Source organism: Nonomuraea basaltis (genome assembly GCF_005893125.1).
In the GTDB taxonomy this organism is placed as follows: domain Bacteria; phylum Actinomycetota; class Actinomycetes; order Streptosporangiales; family Streptosporangiaceae; genus Nonomuraea; species Nonomuraea basaltis.
In genome coordinates this window covers 1-17,278 of sequence record NZ_VCJS01000155.1, presented here as the reverse complement: position 1 = coordinate 17,278, position 17,278 = coordinate 1, and the positions used below count along the sequence as shown (strand labels likewise).

Sequence of the window (17,278 nt, the reverse complement as noted above, 5' to 3'; positions counted from 1 at the left end):
GCCCCGAGACCGCATGACCAGAGCAGAAGGTCCCGAGGACCCGGCCATCCGCCATTGACCGAGCAGACGTATCGATCACGTGAAGGTCAGCACTGGATAGGCGAGCAGCATCACCGCGCCGAAGCCGGACTTCAGCACCGCGTCGATCACCCCGAACACCGGTAGCGGCGCCGCCGACATGCGCAGCGCCGCCGCCGCGTTGACCATCGTGAACACGCCCAGGACGGTGATCAGCGGCCCGTGCGCCAGCCCCATCGGCACGAAGTGCACCCCCACCACGAACAGCACCCGCAGCAGGATCGTCCGGTCGTCCACGCCCTTGGTCCTGCTGATCACCAGATAGATCAGGACCGACGAACGCGTCACGGACTGGAACTGCGAACTGCAGCAGCGGCTGGCCGCCGAGCAGCAGCGGCGCGGGGCCCGGCTCAGCCGCGCCCACATGGTCAACATCTATCTAGCCACGTCAGCCTGCGTCGTAGGAGTATCCCCCGGTCGCGGTCCCCTTTTGCTTGATCCAGGGCCACCACTCCTGATAGCACGCGTTATTGACTTGAAGGCAGAATTTGCCCTGGCGGGTGAGTGTGTAGTAGCTCCAGCCGACCCCGCCGACCTTCGTCGTGGACTGCACGCCCTTCCAGCTCCACAGGGGCTGGTACACCTCACCCCACGCCGAGGACGTCTGCGTCGTGATCTTCGTGCCGTTATAGCACCAGCTCAGCTTCTGGAAGAAGCTGACCATCCTCACCCCGAAGCCGTTATACGCAGCCCAGTGGACCTGCTTGCCCGAGCACTTGATCGCCGGGACCCCGACCCCCGTCGGCGTCGCGTCGACGACTTCGCCCGCTGCGTTCGCCTCCGCCAGAACCTGCTCGGGCGTCACCTTGATGGTGGTGACTTCGGTGTCGTAACGGGCGATGAGCGCGTCCTCGGGGATCTGGTCATCGGCTAAGGCCGCAGTGCCCATCAGGGCGCTGGTACTGATCGTGATGGTGGCGAGGACGGCGAGCCGTTCCCTCCGCGCATGGTCTTCTCCGTCATCTCGTGTGACTTCTGGGACGGCCGCGAGACTATGAGGTCCGAGTATGTTCCCGGTATGTCGTTCGCGCGGGAGTGATCCGCCTGGGCCGAAATCGTGCTCGCCCGGGCGTTCAGGTCACCGGCTGGGACCTGCCTCGCTTGGGCCCCCTGACACGATTCTTCCCAGCGGCCCTGGTCCGCGAAGGGTTGATCATCGGAACGGATCACCGGTCTGCGGGGCGGGGACATGACAGCGAGTCGTACTCGCCTGACGGCACCTCGTGATTGCGGGCGCGCCGCACTTGGGTCCCAGATAGCGACTCGGCGACTGGCCAGGTGAGCCTCGAATCTCGCCCGGCAGCCAATCTACTTGCCCTACGTGATGGAAGAGATCATTTTTCTCTGACCTGCATGAAGGGGTCCCGGTAGCAATGAAGAAATTCTCAACGAAGTAGCGTCTGAGCTGCGGTAACGGAGGAGTTTGACCGCCTGTGGCGGGTTGATGATCACTGCCGCTACGTTCGTTCCGGTTTTGTCCGGTACGGCACGTGGAGTGATGCGTTGTCAGAGAAGATGTTCTCCGAGGAGCAGTTGGAGCAGCTGCGCTCGTTCCCGGAGATCAGCGCAGATGAGTTGATCCGATATTTCACGCCGACGGCGGCTGACGCGGCGTTCGTGAGTCCCGGTGGGCGGGGCCCTGTCGATCGGCTGGGCATGCTGGTCCAGCTCTGCACGCTGCCGTGGCTCGGGTTCGTGCCCGACGATGTGGGCCTCGGCACCGCCTGCGGCCGTAGCCCGGGTCGCGGAGCGGCTGGGCGTGGCGCCGGCGGCGCTGCGGCTGTACGGCAAGCGCGATCAGACCCGCTCGGACCAACTGGGCCTGATCGCCAAGTATCTGGAGTGGCAGACCGCTCCGGCGAGCAGCCAGGCGATGAAGGAGCTGGAGCAGTTCCTACTGGACCGGGCGATGGAGCACGACTCGCCCACGTTGCTGTTTAACCTGGCGCGCGAGTATCTGATGGCGGCCAAGGTGATCCGGCCCGGCGCGCTCATCTTGGCCAAGATGGTCGGCACGGCCCGCCAGGCGGCCTCCGATCTGACCTCGCAGCTGGTGGGGCACCTGCTGACGGCGGAGGTCCGCGCCGATCTGGAGCGGATGCTGCTGGTGGATGCGGGGCTGGGGATGACCCGGCTGGAGTGGCTGGTCAGCCCGGCACGGGATGCCTCGGCGACCTCGGTGAAGACCGCGATCGACAAGCTGACCTGGTTGCGCGCGATCGACGCCCACCAGATGGATGTGTCGGTGCTGCCGAACGAGCGGCGCCGGTTCCTGGCCCAGGTTGCGCGCCGCTCGACCAACCAGGGGCTGGAGCGGCGCAAGGAGCGTAAGTTCCCGATCCTGCTGGCGTTCGTGGCCCAGGCCGCGGTCGACCAATTGGATGAGGTGGTGGCCCTGTTCGACCAGGCGGTGTCGGCGCGGGAGTCGCGGGCGAAGTCCAAGACGGATGAGGCGCTGGTCGAGCGGGCCAAGAGGGGGAGGCCCGGCAGCTGGTGATGGAGATGATCCTGCCGGTGCTGGCCGACCCGTCGATCCCCGACGATGAGGTGGGCGGGATGCTGCGCGAGCGGATCGGCATGCAGCGGCTGCGGGAGATCACCTCCGATGCGTGGAAGCCGCTGCCCCGAGATCACGGCCGGTTGTCGGAGCTGGAGTCGTCCTACACCTACCTGCGCCAGTTCACGCCGAACGTGCTGGCCGCGATCGATTTCCAGGGCGGGCCGGGCACGGCCGAGCTGATGGAGGCGGTGGCCGTCTTGAAGGAGATGAACCGGCTCGGTGGCCGGAAGGTGCCCGCGGGGGCGCCGAGCGGCTTCGTGCCCGCCAAGTACGCCGACTATCTGGCCAAGGCTCGCAGGTCCGGGGAGGACACCGCCTACCGCCACTTCTGGGAGCTGTGTGTGATCTTGTGCCTGCGGGACGGGCTGCGCAGCGGGGATGTCTTCGTGCCGGGCTCGCGCCGCTACGCCGACCCGGCCACCTACCTGTACACGCCTGAGCAGTGGGCGCCCCGGCGCGGCGAGTACTGCCGCCTGGTGGGCAAGCCGCCGCACGCGGCCGAGGCGCTGGAGCAGGGCAAGGAGGAACTGCACGCCGCCCTGCAGGAGCTGGAGACGACCCTGGCCGGCGCCGCTCCCGACGATACCGGCATGGTCCGGCTGGATGAGGACGAGCATCTGGTGGTGCCGCCGCTGTCGGCCGAGGACGTACCGGCCGAGGCCAAGGCGCTGAAGGAGGAGCTGGCCGCGATGCTGCCCGTTCGCGCCGATCGCCTCGCTGCTGATCGAACTGGACGCCCGCACGCACTTCCTGGACTGCTTCACCCACGCCGGCGGCCGCAAGCTCACCACGTCCGTGGAGACCAAGCGCAACATCCTGGCCGTGCTCATCGCGATGTCCACCAACCTGGGCCTGGCCCGCATGTCGGAGGCCTGCGGGGTGTCCTACGACGTGCTGGCCTGGACCATGGAGTGGTACGTGCGGGAGGAGACGCTGCGCGAGGCCAACACGGTCATCGTCGACCACCACTACGGCCTGGAGCTGGCCAAGGTGTTCGGCGGTGGCACCATGAGCTCATCGGATGGCCAGCGGTTCCCCGTCCGCGGCAAGACCCTGACCGGCCGGACCATGGTCATTCACGGCGGTCAGGTGCTCTCCACGTACACCCATGTCTCCGATCAGTGGTCGACGTACGGCACGAAGATCATCGTGCCGACGGCGCGGGAGGCGCACTTCGTCCTGGACGACTTCCTCGGCAACGCAACCGACCTCCCGATCGCCGAGCACGCGACCGACAGTCACGGAGCTACGCTCATCAACTTTGCGTTGTTCGACCTGGTCGGCAAGGCCCTCACGCCGCGGCTGCGGGACTTGACCCGGGTCACCCTGGTGCGGGACGACACCCCGACCGAGATCGCCAAGCGCTACCCGCACGCCGGGCCGCTGCTAGGCGCGCGCTGGAATGAGGACCTCATCGCCGGCTGCTGGCCGGACCTGCTGCGGATGGCCGGGTCGCTGAAATACGGCCAGGCCACCGCCTCGCTGATCGTCGGCAAGTGGTCGGCCGCCTCCCGACAGAACACCCTGGCCGCCGCGCTGAAGGAATGGGGCATGCTGCGCAGGACCGTCCACCTGGCCAAATACCTGTCGGACCCGGCCTTCAGAAGGAAGATCTCGCGGCAACTGAACAAGGGGGAAAGCCTGCACGCACTGCGCCGCGACCTGCACTGCGCCCAGCAGGGCACCATCACCCGCCCGCATCTGGAACAGCAGACCGAGCAGGCATGGTGCCTGACCCTGCTGACCAACTCGGTGGTCGCATGGACGACCGAATATTATTCCAGGGCGGTGCTGGAGCTGCGTTCCCAGGGCCGGGAGGTGAGCGACGAGATCCTGTCGCACATCTCGCCCGGCCACAGCGACAACATCAACTTCTTCGGCGTCACCAACGTGGACGTCGAGGCGGAACTGGCCAAGCTCGACACCAGCGGATGGCGACCGCTTCGGCCCGTCCAACTGCGCGAGCTGGGGCTGACCCCGTGACCTGAGTCCCTCGAAGAGGGGCAAAAGCCCCGCGCCTGCCCGGACGGAGCGAGGCCGGAGCGAGGCCGGCGGGCCGACGGCGCGGGGTCATCGGTTTGTCGGCTGGTCCGCGGTCAAGGGCGCGGTGGACTTGCGGTGGTGAGAGGCGCGGGCTTTGGCGCGGTTGCCGCAGATGTCCATGGAGCACCAGGTCCGGCGCCGGTTGCGGGAGTGGTCGTAGTAGGCCCATCGGCAGCTTGGCTCCCGGCAGGCCTTCAGCCGTGTCCACGTGCCTTCCGCCACGGCCTCGGCCACGACGGCGAGGAGCCTGGCCAGCGCCGCCTCCACCGGCATCCGGGCGCGGGCGACCAGTCGGGGCGGGGAAACGGTCACGTCGAGCATCAGCGGGAAGTCGCGGGTGAGGTCGACGAGTTCGGCGCGGGCGGCGGGGTTGAGGCCGTCCGGGCGCGGGCTGGAGACCGGCTCGGTGTTGTTCTCGGCGATCAGTGCGCGTAGTCCCTCACGGATCCGTTCGGCACGGTCGCGCTGCTCGTCGTTCACCACCGTGTCGGCCGGCATGAGGCCGCGGGCGTGCAACCACGTCGCCAGCTGTTGCGGGGTTGCGATCTCGTCGCCGTCGCGGCGGCGGGTGTTGATGAACTCCTCGATCACGCGTAGCGGCATCGGCGCCGTCCCGGTTGCGAGGTTGTCCGGCACGGGCTCGGTGGCACGCTCATTCATCACGTCTCGCAGCCTATCCGGCTATCGGCGATGGTAGGTTACTTAACCGACGTAATTGGTACGTCAGTTAGATCAGAAGGGATCGCTGGTGAGCATCAGCATCGGCAACATCTGCATCGACACGAACGACCTGGCCGGCAGCACCGCCTTCTGGCAGGCGGTCACCGGGTGGTACCAGGTCGCGTCCTCGGACGAAGGCACGACCTACCTGGAGGACGCGAACAAGAGCGGCGTGGGCCTGTCCCTGCAGGCCGTGCCCGAGGGCCGGGAGGGCAAGAACCGACTGCACCTGGACCTGTCCACTGATGACCTGGCAGGCGAGGTCGGCCGGATTCGGGCCCTCGGCGCGAGTGAAGTGCGGCGCTTCGACGGCTGGGTCGTGCTGGCCGACCCCGAGGGCAACCAGTTCTGCGTCGTCGCCGCATAGACGAACTCGCCACTGCGCGACGCCGGTATCCCACCACCACTACAGAAGAGACAGATATGGCCACCGTGCAAAAAGAGATCATCCTCGATGCCGACCCCGCGGCCGTGTGGGCGATCATCAGTGACTTCACCGACGGGCCCGTCCGGATGGCGCTGGGCTTCGTCACCGACAGTTGGGTCGACGAACCGGGCGTCAGGGTCGTCACGTTCGCCGACGGGATGGCTGCTGCGGGAGCGGCTCATCGCGCTCGACGATGAGCTGCGCCGGCTCGTCTTCTCGGTCATCGGCGGCACCATGCAGCCGGAACACGACAACGCCTCGATGCAGGTCGTCCCGCACGGGGACGGCCGCAGCCGGTTCGTATGGATCCACGACGTGCGACCGGACGACCTCGCCATCCCGATGGGCGCTGGAATGGACCACGGCCTGAGCATCTTCAAGCAGACGGTGGAGTCCTCCAGCGAGCACCTCGGCTAGGTCAGCCGCGTCATTGCTGGTCGCGGTCCTCCCCGTGAGGACTGTGACCAGCTGCGTACGGGGCTGCCCCACCATTCGGCGGCAGGCGGCTCTTGCCTGCTCCGGCGACCAGCCGCCCCCGCCAACTCGTGGCCGGTTGCCCGATGGCTTCCGGAGCCCGGCGGGGAGCCGGCGGTGTTGTGGTCATGCGGCGGCGGGCGCTCACCCGGTCCGATCACCTGGTGCAGACGAGGTGATCGTGCGGATGTATCGGTGGGCGAGACGGTGCAGGTGCGTGAGAAGTTCCGGCGGCCCGGTGACGTCGAAGTCTGCGCCGAGCAGGCCCAGATGGACGGCGAGGGTCTCGACGGTGTCCGCGCCGGTGTGCAGGACGCAGGTGCGTTCGTCGAGGCGTTCAACCGTGCCGGCCGCCGGGCCGATGCGATCGGCGATGACTTCGGCTGGCGCGTGCACGGTGACCTGCGCCCGGTAGCGCCAGGCGGCGGCGGACACCCGGCGTGACACGTACGCGGCGACGTCGTCGGGCAGGTCGCGCGGTGTGAAGCGGGGGCCGGTCGGGGTGCGGGGCCGGATCCGGTCGACGCGGAAGGTACGCCAGTCGCTCCGCTCGACGTCCCATGCCAGCAGGTACCAGCGGCGGCCCCAGATGATGAGCCGGTACGGCTCGACGGCGCGCACGGTGGCCGCGCCGGCGTGGTCGTGGTAGTCGAAGCGGAGCCGTTCCCGGTCGCGGCAGACCGCGCTCAAGGCGGTCAGGACCGCCGGGTCGACGCTGGGGCCGGCGTCGCCGCGGGGCACCGGCACTGTGTAGGCCTGCAAGGTGTTGACCCGGCGCCGCAACCGGGACGGAAGCACCTGCTCCAGCTTCGCCAGCGCCCGCAACGACGACTCCTCGATCCCCGCGATGGCGCCACCGGTCGCGGTCCGCAGGCCGACGGTGACGGCGACCGCCTCCTCGTCGTCGAGCAGCAACGGCGGCAGCACGGCACCGGCGCCGAGCCGATAGCCGCCGGCGGAACCGCGGGTGGCCAGCACCGGGTAGCCGAGGGTGCGCAGGCGCTCCACGTCGGTACGCACGGTCCGCCCGCTCACCCCGAGGCGCTCGGCGAGTTCGGCGCCGGTCCACTCGCGCGGGGTTTGCAGGAGGGAGAGCAGCCGCAGGAGGCGGGCCGAGGTGTCCAACATTCGTCAAGCATGCCGGACCATTAGGAGCGATATCGTCCTAATGGTCCGGCAGGGTCGACGCCATGACCGAGATCGACACGGCCGAGATCCGTGATTTCCGTATCGATATCCCGCAGGCCGACCTGGACGACCTGGCCGAGCGCCTGGCCCGGGTCCGCTGGACCGACGAACTGCCCGGCGCCGGCAACGACTACGGCGTGCCGCTGCCATACGTGCAGAGTCTGGTGCAGCGGTGGCGCGACGGCTACGACTGGCGCGCGTGGGAGGCGAAGCTCAACTCGTACCCGCAGTTCACCACGGGCATCGATGGGCAGAACGTGCACTTCCTGCACGTGCGCTCGCCCGAGCCGGACGCCACGCCGCTGCTGCTCACGCACGGCTGGCCGACCACCGTCGTGGAGTTCCTGGATGTGATCGGCCCGCTGAGCGATCCGCGCGCCCATGACGGCGACCCGGCCGACGCCTTCCACCTGGTGATCCCGTCCATCCCCGGTTTCGGCTTCTCCGGTCCCACCATCGAGCGGGGCTGGAACCGGTACCGGATCGCCAGGGCGTGGGCCGAGCTGATGCGCCGCCTCGGGTACGAGCGGTACGGCGCGCACGGCAACGACTGCGGCTCGGAGATCTCGCCGGAGGTGGGCCGTTGCGATCCCGGGCACGTGATCGGCGTGCACGTCACCCAGGTCTTCTCGTTCCCGTCCGGCGACCCGGCCGAGCTGGCCGGCCTGTCGGAGGAGGACCGGAAGAAGGTCCAGTTCCTGCAGTGGTGGACGGACAACAGCGGTGCCTACGACAAGCTGCAGTCCACCGCGCCGCAGACGCTGGCCCATGCGCTGGCCGACTCGCCGGTGGGGCAGCTGGGCTGGAACGTGCAGCTGCTCGGCCCGAACCTCGATGCGGACTATGTGCTGACCAACACCATGATCTACTGGCTCACCAACACCGCCGCGTCGGCCGCGCGCCTGTACTACGAGGACTTCCACGCCACCGACAAGCCGGCCGAACCCACCACCGTGCCGCTCGGGCTGGCGAACTTCGCCTGGGACTTCCAGTCGATCCGCCCGTTCGCCGAACGCGACCACAAGAACATCCTGTCCTGGAACGCCTACGACACGGGCAGCCACTTCGCCGCGCACGACGTGCCCGGCCTGCTGGTCGACGACATCCGCGGCTTCTTCCGCCAGCTGCGCTGAACCGTGCCGACCGGGTGGTACGCGCGGCGGGCACCCTGCCGCGCGCACCCCTGAATTGAACTTCCAGGAGTACCGTCATGCAGATCCTGACCCGCCGAGCCCTCAACCGCGCCACCCTCGATCGGCAACTGCTCCTGCGCCGCGCCGACCTCACCCCGCTGCAGGCCATTGATCACCTGGTGGGCCTGCAGGCGCAGACCCCACACACCTGGTACGTGGGACTGTGGAGCCGGCTCGCCGCGTGCCGTCCCGAGGATGTCGCGGCGCTGCTCACCCAGCGCCGGGCCGTGCGGATCGCCCTCATGCGCTCGACGATCCACCTCGTCGGCACGGCCGACGCGCTCGCGCTGCGTCCGCTCGTGCAGCCGGTGCTGGACCGCGACCTGTTCGCCAACCACACGCACGGCCGGGCGATGCGCGGGCTGGACACCGGCCAGGTGGTGGCCGCGGGCCGGGAGCTGCTCGACGAGCGGCCCCGCACGCCGGGCGAGCTCGGTCGGCTGCTGGCTCAGCGGTGGCCGGACCGCAACCCGGCGAGCCTGGCCTACGCGGTGCGCAACCTCCTGCCGGTCGTACAGACCCCGCCACGCGGGGTGTGGGGCGCCGGCGGCCGGACCGTCCACGCGCCTCTCGAGTCGTGGGCAGGCGCGCCGCTGCGCGCCGACCACACGATCGACCAGATGGTCCTGCGCTACCTGGCCGCGTTCGGCCCGGCGACCGTACGCGACGTGCAGACCTGGTGCGGCCTGACCCGGCTGGCGGAGGTGCTCGACCGGCTCCGGCCCCGCCTGGCCACGTTCCGCGACGAGAACGGCGCGGAACTGTTCGACCTGCCCGACGCGCCCCGGCCCGATCCGCAGGTCAGTGCGCCCGCCCGGTTCCTGTACGACTTCGACAACCTGCTGCTGTCACACCACGACCGCTCCAGGGTGATCACAGACGGCCTCCGCCGGCAGAACTTCAAACCGCACGGCCCCGTCCCTCGCCTGGTGCTCCTCGACGGCTTCACGGCAGCGACTTGGACGTTCGCCACCGCACACGACACGGAGACACTGACCGTGCACCCGTTCGCACCGCTGTCCGCGCGCGACCGCGACGCGTTGACCGTCGAGGGCGGCGGCCTGCTGGACTTCCTCGCTGCCAAAGCGTCACACGAGATCCGCTTCACCGCCCCAGGTCACCGAGACCATAGTGATCCCAGCAGCCGGTAGCCGGAGGAGTCCTCGCTGCCTCGGAACTCGCCCTCCTTGCCATGGCTTGCTCCGCCGCGTCCAGGGCGCATCGCAAGGGGGTTCGGTGGCTGCCCTTAAACCCAGAGTGCTGTTTCATAGGCGTTCACCTACGAAACACCGGCCAGGCGTCCGGCCGTCCAGGGCGTTCTCGCCCCAATCCTGTTTCATCAGTCGTTTCAAATCACTGGAGCTTTGAAACGCCTCCATGAAACGATCGCGGGGTGAGCGACGACGACTTTTCCCGCGTGGAAGCCTTCGACTGTCCGACGTCCTCCTGCGCCGCCCCGGCCGGCTCGCCGTGCCGCACCGGCCGGGGCAAGGTAGCCGCCCAGTACCACACCGCCCGGTTCCGGCTCGTGCCGTCCCTGGCCAAGGTGCTCAACGTGCCGACCCCGGCACTGCGCAAACCCGGGACTACGTGGGTGGAACTACCCCGCCCCGCCGCCGGCACCCGGACGTCCGGACACGCCAAGATCGGATACGCCCGCGCCTCGACGGTGCGCCAGTCGCTGCAGACCCAGCTCGACTCCCTCAAGGCCGCCGAGGTCACCCGGGTCTTCTCCGAGAAGATCTCCACCCGCGCCACGAGGCGGCCCGAACTCGAGCGGGCCGTGGACCTGGCCCGCGAGATACGCGCCTCCGGCATCGCCGTCACCCTGGTCGTCCACGAACACAAACGGCTCGGCCGCGGCCTGGCCCTGGCCGAGCTCGCCGAACAGCTGCGCGCCTGCGACGTCGGCCTGGAGTTCCTCACCGGCGAGCTCCAAGGCAGCCACGATCCGTCCGGCGTGGTGTTCACCGTGCTGGCCGCGTTGTCGGGGATGGAACGCGAATACATCCGCGACCGCACCTTGGAAGGCCACGAGTCCGCCCGCAAGAACGGCAAGGCCATCGGCGGCGCCGCCGTCACCGATGAGGCCATGCTGTCCATGGCACTGCATCTGCGCGACCAAGGCCTCAGCCTCCGCGAGATCGCCTCCCGCCTGGTCATCACCCAGGGCGCCAAGAGGGGCCGGCACCCCTCCCCGGCCACCGTCATGCGCATGCTCCGCGACCACGACACCAGCATTGCCGAGCTGGGCGCCGGAGCCGACGATGCGAAGCAACGGCCGTAGTCCCTGGCCGGTACCCGAGCCGCGAACTGTCCGTAAGCGTCATGATCCAACACCGTGATCAAACCGAGACGCCAGTCGGAGGCTCCTGCGTTATCGCAGGTCAGACGCTACTTCGTTGAAAATTTCTTCATTGCTACCGGGACCCCCTCAGGGAACAGCTCGCGGGCCCGTTCCTCGGCCAGGCGTGCCCGCTCGGCGCCTTCCATCAGCCGCGCGTGCTGGGCGAGATAGTCCGCGCAGTCCGCAAGTGGCGATGATCAGACCCGTGATGACCTGGGATCCGGACACCACGCTCTGGCGCATCCGGCTGAGCGGCTCACACGCCGAGCACCTCAGCAACGTCCTCAACACCCTGTTCGAGGCCGCACGCGTGTACGGAAGCGCGATCACGGTGCGGCTGGTGACGGCAGAGTCGGCGGATGGGGTTGTGGCATCTGGCTGACATCGGCAGGGCCGCCGAGGCGGGGGTCACGAACTCAGCCAGCCCCTCACCCACTCACCGTGAAAGCTGGGTCAATTCAGGTCTTCGGTGATCGTCCAACTGCGGCTACCGCCGATCTTGGCGAGCTGCCGGCGTAGCACCGCGATCCGCTCACGCGCGTCCGGCCCCGCGATCCCGATCGTGATGCGCTCATCGGTCGCGTGATAACTGGTCCGCCGATCGCCTGCCGCGACCCGGCACGCCGCGTTGATGGCGGCTCGCAGCCGGGCCACTCTCCGTGGATCACCCTGCCCGCCGAACCCTTCGATCGTCACGGACGAGAACAGCGGCGCCAGACGCAGGCCGTCCCGTCGCTGGACAGTGTCCAGCTCTTCCTGATCGGCACTCAGATCCTTCAGGATCCTGTCCCGGTCGGCCGAGCTGATCGGCCTGCGACCGAGCCAGTCAGGCCAGCCATCGGGCCGAGTTGGCACCACCCGCACTGGCTCGAACGGAGGCAGCGCAGCCGCCTCACCGGCCTTGTCCTCAGCATCGGCGGCCGCGCTGTCGCTCAACAAGTCTCCTCGTGCCACGCCCGCGTGACAGCTCGTGATCTTCTCCCGATCGTAGCGGTCGTTTCCAGGCCGATCACCTACAGATAGGACAGGCGTATCGCATCGTGGGCGGCCTCATCCACCCACGCCCGTTCGCAACCTGCCTGACCTGCGGCGGGAGGCTTATCGTTGCTGCCGGATAGGCGCTGATCGACAGAACCGAGAAGAGGGCGGCCACCGTTACCAACGCTGACGCCACGCCAGCAGGAGCACCGCCCGATCGTGAAGCTCGCCCTCTGGCGCGTACGCAACCAGCGGCGGCACCGGCACCGGGAACGCCTCCTCGTCATACGGGCCTGGCTCCCTCATGATCCGTCACCTTAGCGAGGACCTGATGCGCCGTATCGAACACATGCCCCTCCACGAGATCGCCCGAGCCGTCCGCAACCCCAAGGAGCACGACCTCCCGGCCGGAGCGGGCGGCAGCTCGTCGCCGTCACCTGCCACCACGACGTGCTCGACTGGCTCCAGCCCGACTGGGTGTACGACGTCGCCCGGGAGTCGTTCGCGTGGAGGTCGGTTCAACCCCGGCCCACGCTCCAGCTCGACATCCGGGCTGCTGACCGCTCCCTCTGGCAGGTATTTCGCCACCATCACTATCTGAGCGCGGAGATCTCGAACACGGCGCATTGCTTCGCCGGGTACATCGACGGGCAGCCGGTCGCGTTCCTTGCGTACCGGCACTTCCAGCACCCGAAGGTGCGGAACATGAAGATGGAACACCGGCTGGTGGTGCAGCCCGACTTCCAGGGCCTGTCGATCGGCGCTCGCATGTCCGAGTGGGTGGCGCAGCATCTCGCGGACCAGGGCTACCGGTACCGGTCGGTGTCGTCGCACCCGGCGCTGATCTCCTGCCGCGACCGGTCGCCGCGGTGGCAGCGCCAAGCCCGCGCCACCAAGCTCCACACGTCCTCGACGCGGCGGAACCAGCACAAGGACACGCTCGACCCGCGTCGGCTCGGGCTGGTGTCGTTCGAGTACGTCCCGCCCGCGCGCCGCCGCCGAGGCGGTGATGGAGCTAGACCTCGCTCAGCGGCGCCGCCGGACTGACCACCCTGCGGGTGAGCGGGCTCGGTCGTCTACCGCATCATCTTCTGACGTAACGCACCTTCCCCTTGTGCATCTGGCCGACTGCGGTCTGCGTCGTAATCGTCGTCACCAGCTCGATCATGTAGTTCTGTTCGGCAAGCATCTTGGCCTGTGTTTCCGCCGCCTTCAGGGCTCTGATCCTCGCTTCATGTGGCCCGGACAACCACGTGCAGGGGGTGGCGCAGGCCAGAGCCGCCTCAGCCGAAACGGTCCGATTTGCGGTCGTGGCTGACACGGGCGAGGCGGTGACCGCCAAGGGTGCCGCAAGCACGGTTACCGTCGCCAGAACTCGGGCCATGGGGCGTATCTTCCGGGATGTTCCTGCTGTCTGCATCGAGTCTCCCCGTGAGTTCGCCAGAGCGATTGCTATTAGCGTCACAGAGCACGGTCGCCGTCAACAGGGCACGCGCCGGTCACTTCCCGGACATTCCTGTCCAGCACGCCCCCGGGCCGATCAGGTGAGTTTGCCGCGCAGGCTGGCCACGGCCTCGTCCGGCGAGTCTCCGACGCCGACCATGCCGCCGTGCTCCTTCCACCACCCGTACGCGGTCATGTCACCGGCGAACGCGTCCTGCGGCACGTCCCACGGTTCCAGGAGGAACGCGGCCCAGGCGCCGCCTTCGTAGCTGCCGCTGTACCCGGTGGCCACGACTGTCACCGCGTAGAGCGGGTCTACCCCTTCAGGGGTGATGCGTGTGAGAGGGCGTGGCAGGTCAGTCACGCGCTCATTCTGCAGTGCTCCAGCCCAGCACCAGGATCGGAGAAACTGATCATGGCCGTGGATATCCGCCAGTACGAGCCCATCGACACCGTCGTTGAGGCGGTCGAGGCCCGCTTGCGTCGCTCATGCTAGGTGAACGAGTGATCAGGGTGTTCTGCTCCACCGTCTAGTTTTATTCGCCCACTTTGCCATTACGGCAACGAGATTTGTCAAACGCGCGGCGGATGGCGGACAGTGGCGCAACAGATGAGCTGGAGCGAGAGGAGTCGCGCTGTGGACGCGAAATATGACGTGGTCGTCGTGGGCGGCGGGGCCGCCGGGCTGAGCGGGGCGCTCACGCTGGGCCGGGCGCGCCGCAAGGTGCTGGTGATCGACGCGGGCCGGCCGCGCAACGCTCCGGCGCAGGGCGTGCACACGTACCTGTCCCGGGAGGGGATGCCGCCGCTCGAGCTGCTGGCCGCCGGCCGCGAGGAGGTCATCGGGTACGGCGGGGAGATCGTGACCGGCACCGTCGTGTCCGCCGAGCGCCACGAGGGGCCTGGACGGTTCCGGGTCGTGCTGGAGGACGGGTCCGCGGTCGTGGCGGACCGGCTGCTGCTGACCACCGGCCTGGTCGACGAGCTGCCCGATGTGCCGGGGCTGGCCGAGCGGTGGGGCCGCGACGTGCTGCACTGCCCGTACTGCCACGGCTGGGAGGTACGCGACCAGGCCATCGGCATCATCTCCACCGGGCCGCTGTCCGTACATCAGGCGTTGCTGTGGCGGCAGTGGAGCGACGACGTCGTCCTCTTCCTGCACACCGGGCCTGAGCCCGATGACGAGCAGCGCGAGCAGCTCGCCGCCCGGGACGTCACGGTGGTGGAGGGACAGGTGACCGGCCTGGACGTGACCGGCGACGCGCTCACCGGGGTCCGGCTGGCCGACGGCCGGGTGGTGGCCCGGCAGGCCCTCACCGTCGCCACCCGCCTCACCGCCCGCACGGACCTGCTGGCCGGGCTGGGGCTGGAGACGGAGGACCAGGAGATGGCCGGGCACGTGATCGGCACCCGCGTGCCCGCCGACGCGACGGGCGCCACCAGTGTGCCCGGGGTCTGGGTGGCGGGGAACGCGGCCAACGTGACGGAGCAGGTCATCGCCGCCGCGGCGGGAGCCCTGCGGGCGGCGGCGGCCATCAACTCCGATCTGATCGCCGAGGAAACCCGCCACGCCGTCACAGCCCGCCGCGCCGGAACCCCGCACGGGGAATCACGGGGCGCTGCGGAACCGCAGGCGGAGTCACGGGGCGCTGCGGAACCGCAGGCGGAGTCCCACAGCGCTTCAGCAGCTCACGGCGCGCATGGACCGCATGGGGTGACCGATGGCGTTCCCGTCTCCGCGGAGGAGTTCTGGGACGCCCGCTATGCCGAGAAGACGCAAATCTGGAGCGGCAACCCCAACGCCGCCCTCGTCCGTCAGGCCGCGGACCTCGAGCCGGGCCGGGCACTCGACCTGGGCTGCGGTGAGGGAGCCGACGCGATCTGGCTCGCCCGCCGGGGATGGCAGGTCACCGCCACCGACATCTCCCGCGTGGCGCTCGACCGCGCCGCCGAGCACGCCAGGGCCGCGGGGGTCGCCGACCTCATCGACTGGCAGCGGCACGACCTGGCGGCGTCCTTCCCCGAAGGCGCCTACGATCTCGTCTCCGCCCACTACCTGCACTCCCTGGTCGAGCTGCCGCGCGAGAAGATCCTGCGCACCGCGGCCGCGGCCGTCGCGCCCGGCGGCGTGCTGCTCATCGCCGGGCACGCGGGCTGGCCGTCCTGGGAGCACACCCCTCCCGTCGAGGTGCACTTCCCGACGCCGCAGGAGGTCCTGGAGTCGCTGGAGCTCACGAAGGGGGCATGGGAGGTGCTGCTCGCCGAGGAGTTCGAGCGGACTCAGTCCGATCCCGACGGCCGGCCGGGCACCCGCACGGACAACGTCCTCAAGCTCCGCCGGCTCCCCTGACCGATGTCCCGAAATACAGGATGCTGGGCTCGATGGCCACATGCGCGGCGGTGGTGCTGTTCATGGCATGGAGCTTGGGGACGCGACGTTCAACCGGTGATCGAAGCGTCCGTGTAGCCGAGCCCTCCGCCGCTCAGCCGGTCGGGGTCAAACGTGTGTGCCGGTTCAGCGTCTCCACAGCGCGTATGAGGGCCAGACTTGCCGCGTTCAGCGTACGGACCTCCTCCTCGAGCAGAGAGACCCGCTTCTTCAGCGCCGCCAGTTCGACATCGACTGAGGGCGACTCCATGAGCATCCGACCGCCAACCATGATCGGCTCACCTCCGTAAGGGGACAATTTGATGGTCCCTGGGCGGCCGTGCCCACGGATAGCGGCAAAGGGCTTGATTTACCGGGACTTGTGGCACTGTTTGCCAGTAAGGAATCTACATTGTAAAGATGCCCGGCTTGTTTACTTCAACTGCCGGGCGCGGCCCGGTACACGGTGCCCTTGCCCCCGAGCCGGACCGGGAGCGCGCCCGCCGGGATGAACGCCGACTGCCCCGGCCGCAACGTCAGCGCGGCGTTGAGATGGGCCTCGCCCTCGATGCACACGATGATCTGCGGCAGGCCGCCCGGCAGGCCGTGCGAGGTCTCCCCGTCCAGGTCATGGCGGCTGAGGGCGAACTCGGGCGCGGGCGGCCGGTAGTGGTGCTCGCCCTGCCCGCCGGGCTCCGGCCGCACCAGGAACGGGTCGCCCGGGGTGAAGTCCACGACGCGCATCAGCTCGGGCACGTCGATGTGCTTGGTGGTGAGCCCGCAGCGCAGCACGTTGTCGGAGTTCGCCATGATCTCCACGCCGACGCCGCCCAGGTAGGCGTGCGGGACCCCGGCGCCCAGGTAGAGGGCCTGGCCGGGGAGCAGGTTCACATGGTGCAGCAGGAGGGCGGCGGCGACGCCGCGGTCGCCGGGGCAGGCGCGCGCGATGCCGGCGTAGACGGTGAGGCCGGGGTCGTCCGCGTCGAGCAGCGCGCGCTCGATCTCGGCGCGCAGCGGTGCGGAGGCGTCGTCGAGCATCTCGGCGAACACGGTGCGCAGGGCGTCCCCGGGCGCGGCGGACCTGAGCGTGCCGATCCAGGGGCGCAGGCCCGGCAGGCCGAGGCGGTCGAGGAGGTCCGCGGTGGCGGCGGGGGAGCGGAAGCCGCACAGCCCGTGGAACGGGGTGATCGCGCACACCATCTCGGGCTTGTGCGAGGCGTCCTTGTACGTGCGCGCGAAGTCGTCGAGGGGGATGCCGCGCGCCGTCTCGTCGGCGTAGCCGGCCTGCGCCTGCGCGGTGGTGGGGTGGACCTGCAGAGACAGGGGCCGCGCGATGGCCAGCACCTTGAGCAGGTAGGGGAGAGCGGGGCCGAAGCGGGCGGCCGTCGGCTCGCCGAGCGTGCCGGCCGGGTCGGCGGCGATGAGGTCGGTGAGCGGGATGCCGCCGGCGGTCGAGGGG

Annotated in this window: 21 protein-coding genes and 1 pseudogene; 12 read left to right on the top strand and 10 right to left on the bottom strand. The window is 69.1% G+C overall.

Features of this window, described 5'->3' with window-relative positions:
- Nucleotides 1-75: 75 nt before the first annotated feature.
- Nucleotides 76-366 carry a DUF6609 family protein gene (locus EJK15_RS47060; protein ID WP_138716983.1) on the bottom strand — a complete coding sequence of 97 codons (291 nt, stop codon included), beginning with the start codon at nt 364-366 and terminating at the stop codon, nt 76-78.
- Between the two features lie 100 nt (nt 367-466).
- Entirely contained in the window at nt 467-967 is a 501-nt protein-coding gene (locus tag EJK15_RS47055) for a hypothetical protein (RefSeq protein WP_138716982.1), read from the bottom strand.
- Between the two features lie 626 nt (nt 968-1,593).
- On the opposite strand from EJK15_RS47055, the pseudogene EJK15_RS75315 reads away from it, so the two are divergent.
- Nucleotides 1,594-1,725: pseudogene (locus EJK15_RS75315) on the top strand (DUF4158 domain-containing protein); the annotation flags it as partial.
- 58 nt (nt 1,726-1,783) lie between these two features.
- Nucleotides 1,784-2,575, top strand: a complete 792-nt coding sequence (locus EJK15_RS73395) for a DUF4158 domain-containing protein (RefSeq protein WP_240777661.1) — start codon at nt 1,784-1,786, stop codon at nt 2,573-2,575.
- 169 nt (nt 2,576-2,744) lie between these two features.
- On the opposite strand, the gene EJK15_RS73390 is transcribed toward EJK15_RS73395, so the two are convergent.
- Nucleotides 2,745-2,906: a hypothetical protein gene (locus EJK15_RS73390; protein ID WP_206061531.1), complete on the bottom strand. Its 162-nt coding sequence runs from the start codon at nt 2,904-2,906 to the stop codon at nt 2,745-2,747.
- Nucleotides 2,907-3,346: 440 nt separating this feature from the next.
- Here EJK15_RS73390 and EJK15_RS73385 point away from each other — a divergent pair, with 440 nt between their 5' ends.
- Nucleotides 3,347-4,621, top strand: coding sequence for a Tn3 family transposase (locus EJK15_RS73385; RefSeq protein WP_206061536.1), 1,275 nt, complete (start codon nt 3,347-3,349; stop codon nt 4,619-4,621).
- An 87-nt stretch (nt 4,622-4,708) separates the two neighbouring features.
- Here EJK15_RS73385 and EJK15_RS47045 read toward each other — a convergent pair whose 3' ends face one another.
- On the bottom strand, nt 4,709-5,341 hold the full coding sequence (locus EJK15_RS47045) for a CGNR zinc finger domain-containing protein (protein ID WP_240777664.1): 633 nt from the start codon (nt 5,339-5,341) through the stop codon (nt 4,709-4,711).
- Nucleotides 5,342-5,429: 88 nt separating this feature from the next.
- Between EJK15_RS47045 and EJK15_RS47040 the strand changes: the two genes are divergently transcribed.
- The 3 genes from EJK15_RS47040 to EJK15_RS73375 are packed head-to-tail and all read left to right on the top strand — an operon-like array spanning nt 5,430 to nt 6,245.
- A complete protein-coding gene (locus tag EJK15_RS47040; RefSeq protein ID WP_138716981.1) occupies nt 5,430-5,768 on the top strand; it encodes a VOC family protein in 339 nt (112 codons plus the stop codon).
- 56 nt (nt 5,769-5,824) lie between these two features.
- Entirely contained in the window at nt 5,825-6,025 is a 201-nt protein-coding gene (locus EJK15_RS73380; protein WP_206061530.1) for an SRPBCC family protein, read from the top strand.
- A gap of 37 nt (nt 6,026-6,062) precedes the next feature.
- Nucleotides 6,063-6,245, top strand: coding sequence for an SRPBCC family protein (locus EJK15_RS73375; protein ID WP_206061529.1), 183 nt, complete (start codon nt 6,063-6,065; stop codon nt 6,243-6,245).
- Between the two features lie 201 nt (nt 6,246-6,446).
- Here EJK15_RS73375 and EJK15_RS47030 read toward each other — a convergent pair whose 3' ends face one another.
- A complete protein-coding gene (locus EJK15_RS47030; protein ID WP_171074936.1) occupies nt 6,447-7,430 on the bottom strand; it encodes a helix-turn-helix transcriptional regulator in 984 nt (327 codons plus the stop codon).
- 62 nt (nt 7,431-7,492) lie between these two features.
- Between EJK15_RS47030 and EJK15_RS47020 the strand changes: the two genes are divergently transcribed.
- The 4 genes from EJK15_RS47020 (at nt 7,493) to EJK15_RS71470 (ending at nt 11,412) form a co-directional block, all read left to right on the top strand.
- Nucleotides 7,493-8,623 carry an epoxide hydrolase family protein gene (locus tag EJK15_RS47020; protein ID WP_138716978.1) on the top strand — a complete coding sequence of 377 codons (1,131 nt, stop codon included), beginning with the start codon at nt 7,493-7,495 and terminating at the stop codon, nt 8,621-8,623.
- 77 nt (nt 8,624-8,700) lie between these two features.
- Nucleotides 8,701-9,834, top strand: coding sequence for a winged helix DNA-binding domain-containing protein (locus EJK15_RS47015; protein ID WP_138716977.1), 1,134 nt, complete (start codon nt 8,701-8,703; stop codon nt 9,832-9,834).
- Nucleotides 9,835-10,076: 242 nt separating this feature from the next.
- Nucleotides 10,077-10,970 (top strand): recombinase family protein, encoded by an 894-nt coding sequence (locus EJK15_RS47010; protein WP_138716976.1) that lies wholly within the window; start codon nt 10,077-10,079, stop codon nt 10,968-10,970.
- Between the two features lie 265 nt (nt 10,971-11,235).
- Nucleotides 11,236-11,412: a hypothetical protein gene (locus EJK15_RS71470; RefSeq protein ID WP_171074935.1), complete on the top strand. Its 177-nt coding sequence runs from the start codon at nt 11,236-11,238 to the stop codon at nt 11,410-11,412.
- A 71-nt stretch (nt 11,413-11,483) separates the two neighbouring features.
- On the opposite strand, the gene EJK15_RS47005 is transcribed toward EJK15_RS71470, so the two are convergent.
- The gene (locus tag EJK15_RS47005) at nt 11,484-11,966 is read right to left on the bottom strand and encodes a hypothetical protein (RefSeq protein WP_138716975.1); all 483 of its coding nucleotides are present in this window, start codon (nt 11,964-11,966) and stop codon (nt 11,484-11,486) included.
- Nucleotides 11,967-12,185: 219 nt separating this feature from the next.
- Complete coding sequence (locus EJK15_RS76690) at nt 12,186-12,314, bottom strand: hypothetical protein (protein WP_276615500.1); 129 nt, start codon at nt 12,312-12,314, stop codon at nt 12,186-12,188.
- A gap of 144 nt (nt 12,315-12,458) precedes the next feature.
- On the opposite strand from EJK15_RS76690, the gene EJK15_RS47000 reads away from it, so the two are divergent.
- Nucleotides 12,459-13,055: a GNAT family N-acetyltransferase gene (locus EJK15_RS47000; protein ID WP_138716974.1), complete on the top strand. Its 597-nt coding sequence runs from the start codon at nt 12,459-12,461 to the stop codon at nt 13,053-13,055.
- Between the two features lie 37 nt (nt 13,056-13,092).
- On the opposite strand, the gene EJK15_RS46995 is transcribed toward EJK15_RS47000, so the two are convergent.
- Both EJK15_RS46995 and EJK15_RS46990 read right to left on the bottom strand, forming a co-directional pair.
- The gene (locus EJK15_RS46995; protein WP_138716973.1) at nt 13,093-13,392 is read right to left on the bottom strand and encodes a hypothetical protein; all 300 of its coding nucleotides are present in this window, start codon (nt 13,390-13,392) and stop codon (nt 13,093-13,095) included.
- Between the two features lie 156 nt (nt 13,393-13,548).
- Nucleotides 13,549-13,815 (bottom strand): hypothetical protein, encoded by a 267-nt coding sequence (locus EJK15_RS46990; RefSeq protein WP_138716972.1) that lies wholly within the window; start codon nt 13,813-13,815, stop codon nt 13,549-13,551.
- Between the two features lie 273 nt (nt 13,816-14,088).
- On the opposite strand from EJK15_RS46990, the gene EJK15_RS46985 reads away from it, so the two are divergent.
- Nucleotides 14,089-15,801: an FAD-dependent oxidoreductase gene (locus tag EJK15_RS46985; RefSeq protein ID WP_240777660.1), complete on the top strand. Its 1,713-nt coding sequence runs from the start codon at nt 14,089-14,091 to the stop codon at nt 15,799-15,801.
- 456 nt (nt 15,802-16,257) lie between these two features.
- Here the strand turns inward: EJK15_RS46985 and manA are convergent.
- A partial coding sequence (gene manA / locus EJK15_RS46980) for a mannose-6-phosphate isomerase, class I (RefSeq protein WP_138716970.1) occupies nt 16,258-17,278 on the bottom strand: 1,021 nt, incomplete at its 5' end.

Excerpts from the sequence above, each read along its gene's own strand:
- EJK15_RS47055 (WP_138716982.1), bottom strand. The coding sequence starts at position 967 with ATGGGCACTGCGGCCTTAGCCGATGACCAGATCCCCGAGGACGCGCTC.
- EJK15_RS73395 (WP_240777661.1), top strand. The coding sequence starts at position 1,784 with ATGTGGGCCTCGGCACCGCCTGCGGCCGTAGCCCGGGTCGCGGAGCGG.
- EJK15_RS47045 (WP_240777664.1), bottom strand. The coding sequence starts at position 5,341 with ATGAATGAGCGTGCCACCGAGCCCGTGCCGGACAACCTCGCAACCGGG.
- EJK15_RS73380 (WP_206061530.1), top strand. The coding sequence starts at position 5,825 with ATGGCCACCGTGCAAAAAGAGATCATCCTCGATGCCGACCCCGCGGCC.
- EJK15_RS73375 (WP_206061529.1), top strand. The coding sequence starts at position 6,063 with ATGCAGCCGGAACACGACAACGCCTCGATGCAGGTCGTCCCGCACGGG.
- EJK15_RS47030 (WP_171074936.1), bottom strand. The coding sequence starts at position 7,430 with ATGTTGGACACCTCGGCCCGCCTCCTGCGGCTGCTCTCCCTCCTGCAA.
- EJK15_RS47020 (WP_138716978.1), top strand. The coding sequence starts at position 7,493 with ATGACCGAGATCGACACGGCCGAGATCCGTGATTTCCGTATCGATATC.
- EJK15_RS47015 (WP_138716977.1), top strand. The coding sequence starts at position 8,701 with ATGCAGATCCTGACCCGCCGAGCCCTCAACCGCGCCACCCTCGATCGG.
- EJK15_RS76690 (WP_276615500.1), bottom strand. The coding sequence starts at position 12,314 with ATGAGGGAGCCAGGCCCGTATGACGAGGAGGCGTTCCCGGTGCCGGTG.
- EJK15_RS46995 (WP_138716973.1), bottom strand. The coding sequence starts at position 13,392 with ATGGCCCGAGTTCTGGCGACGGTAACCGTGCTTGCGGCACCCTTGGCG.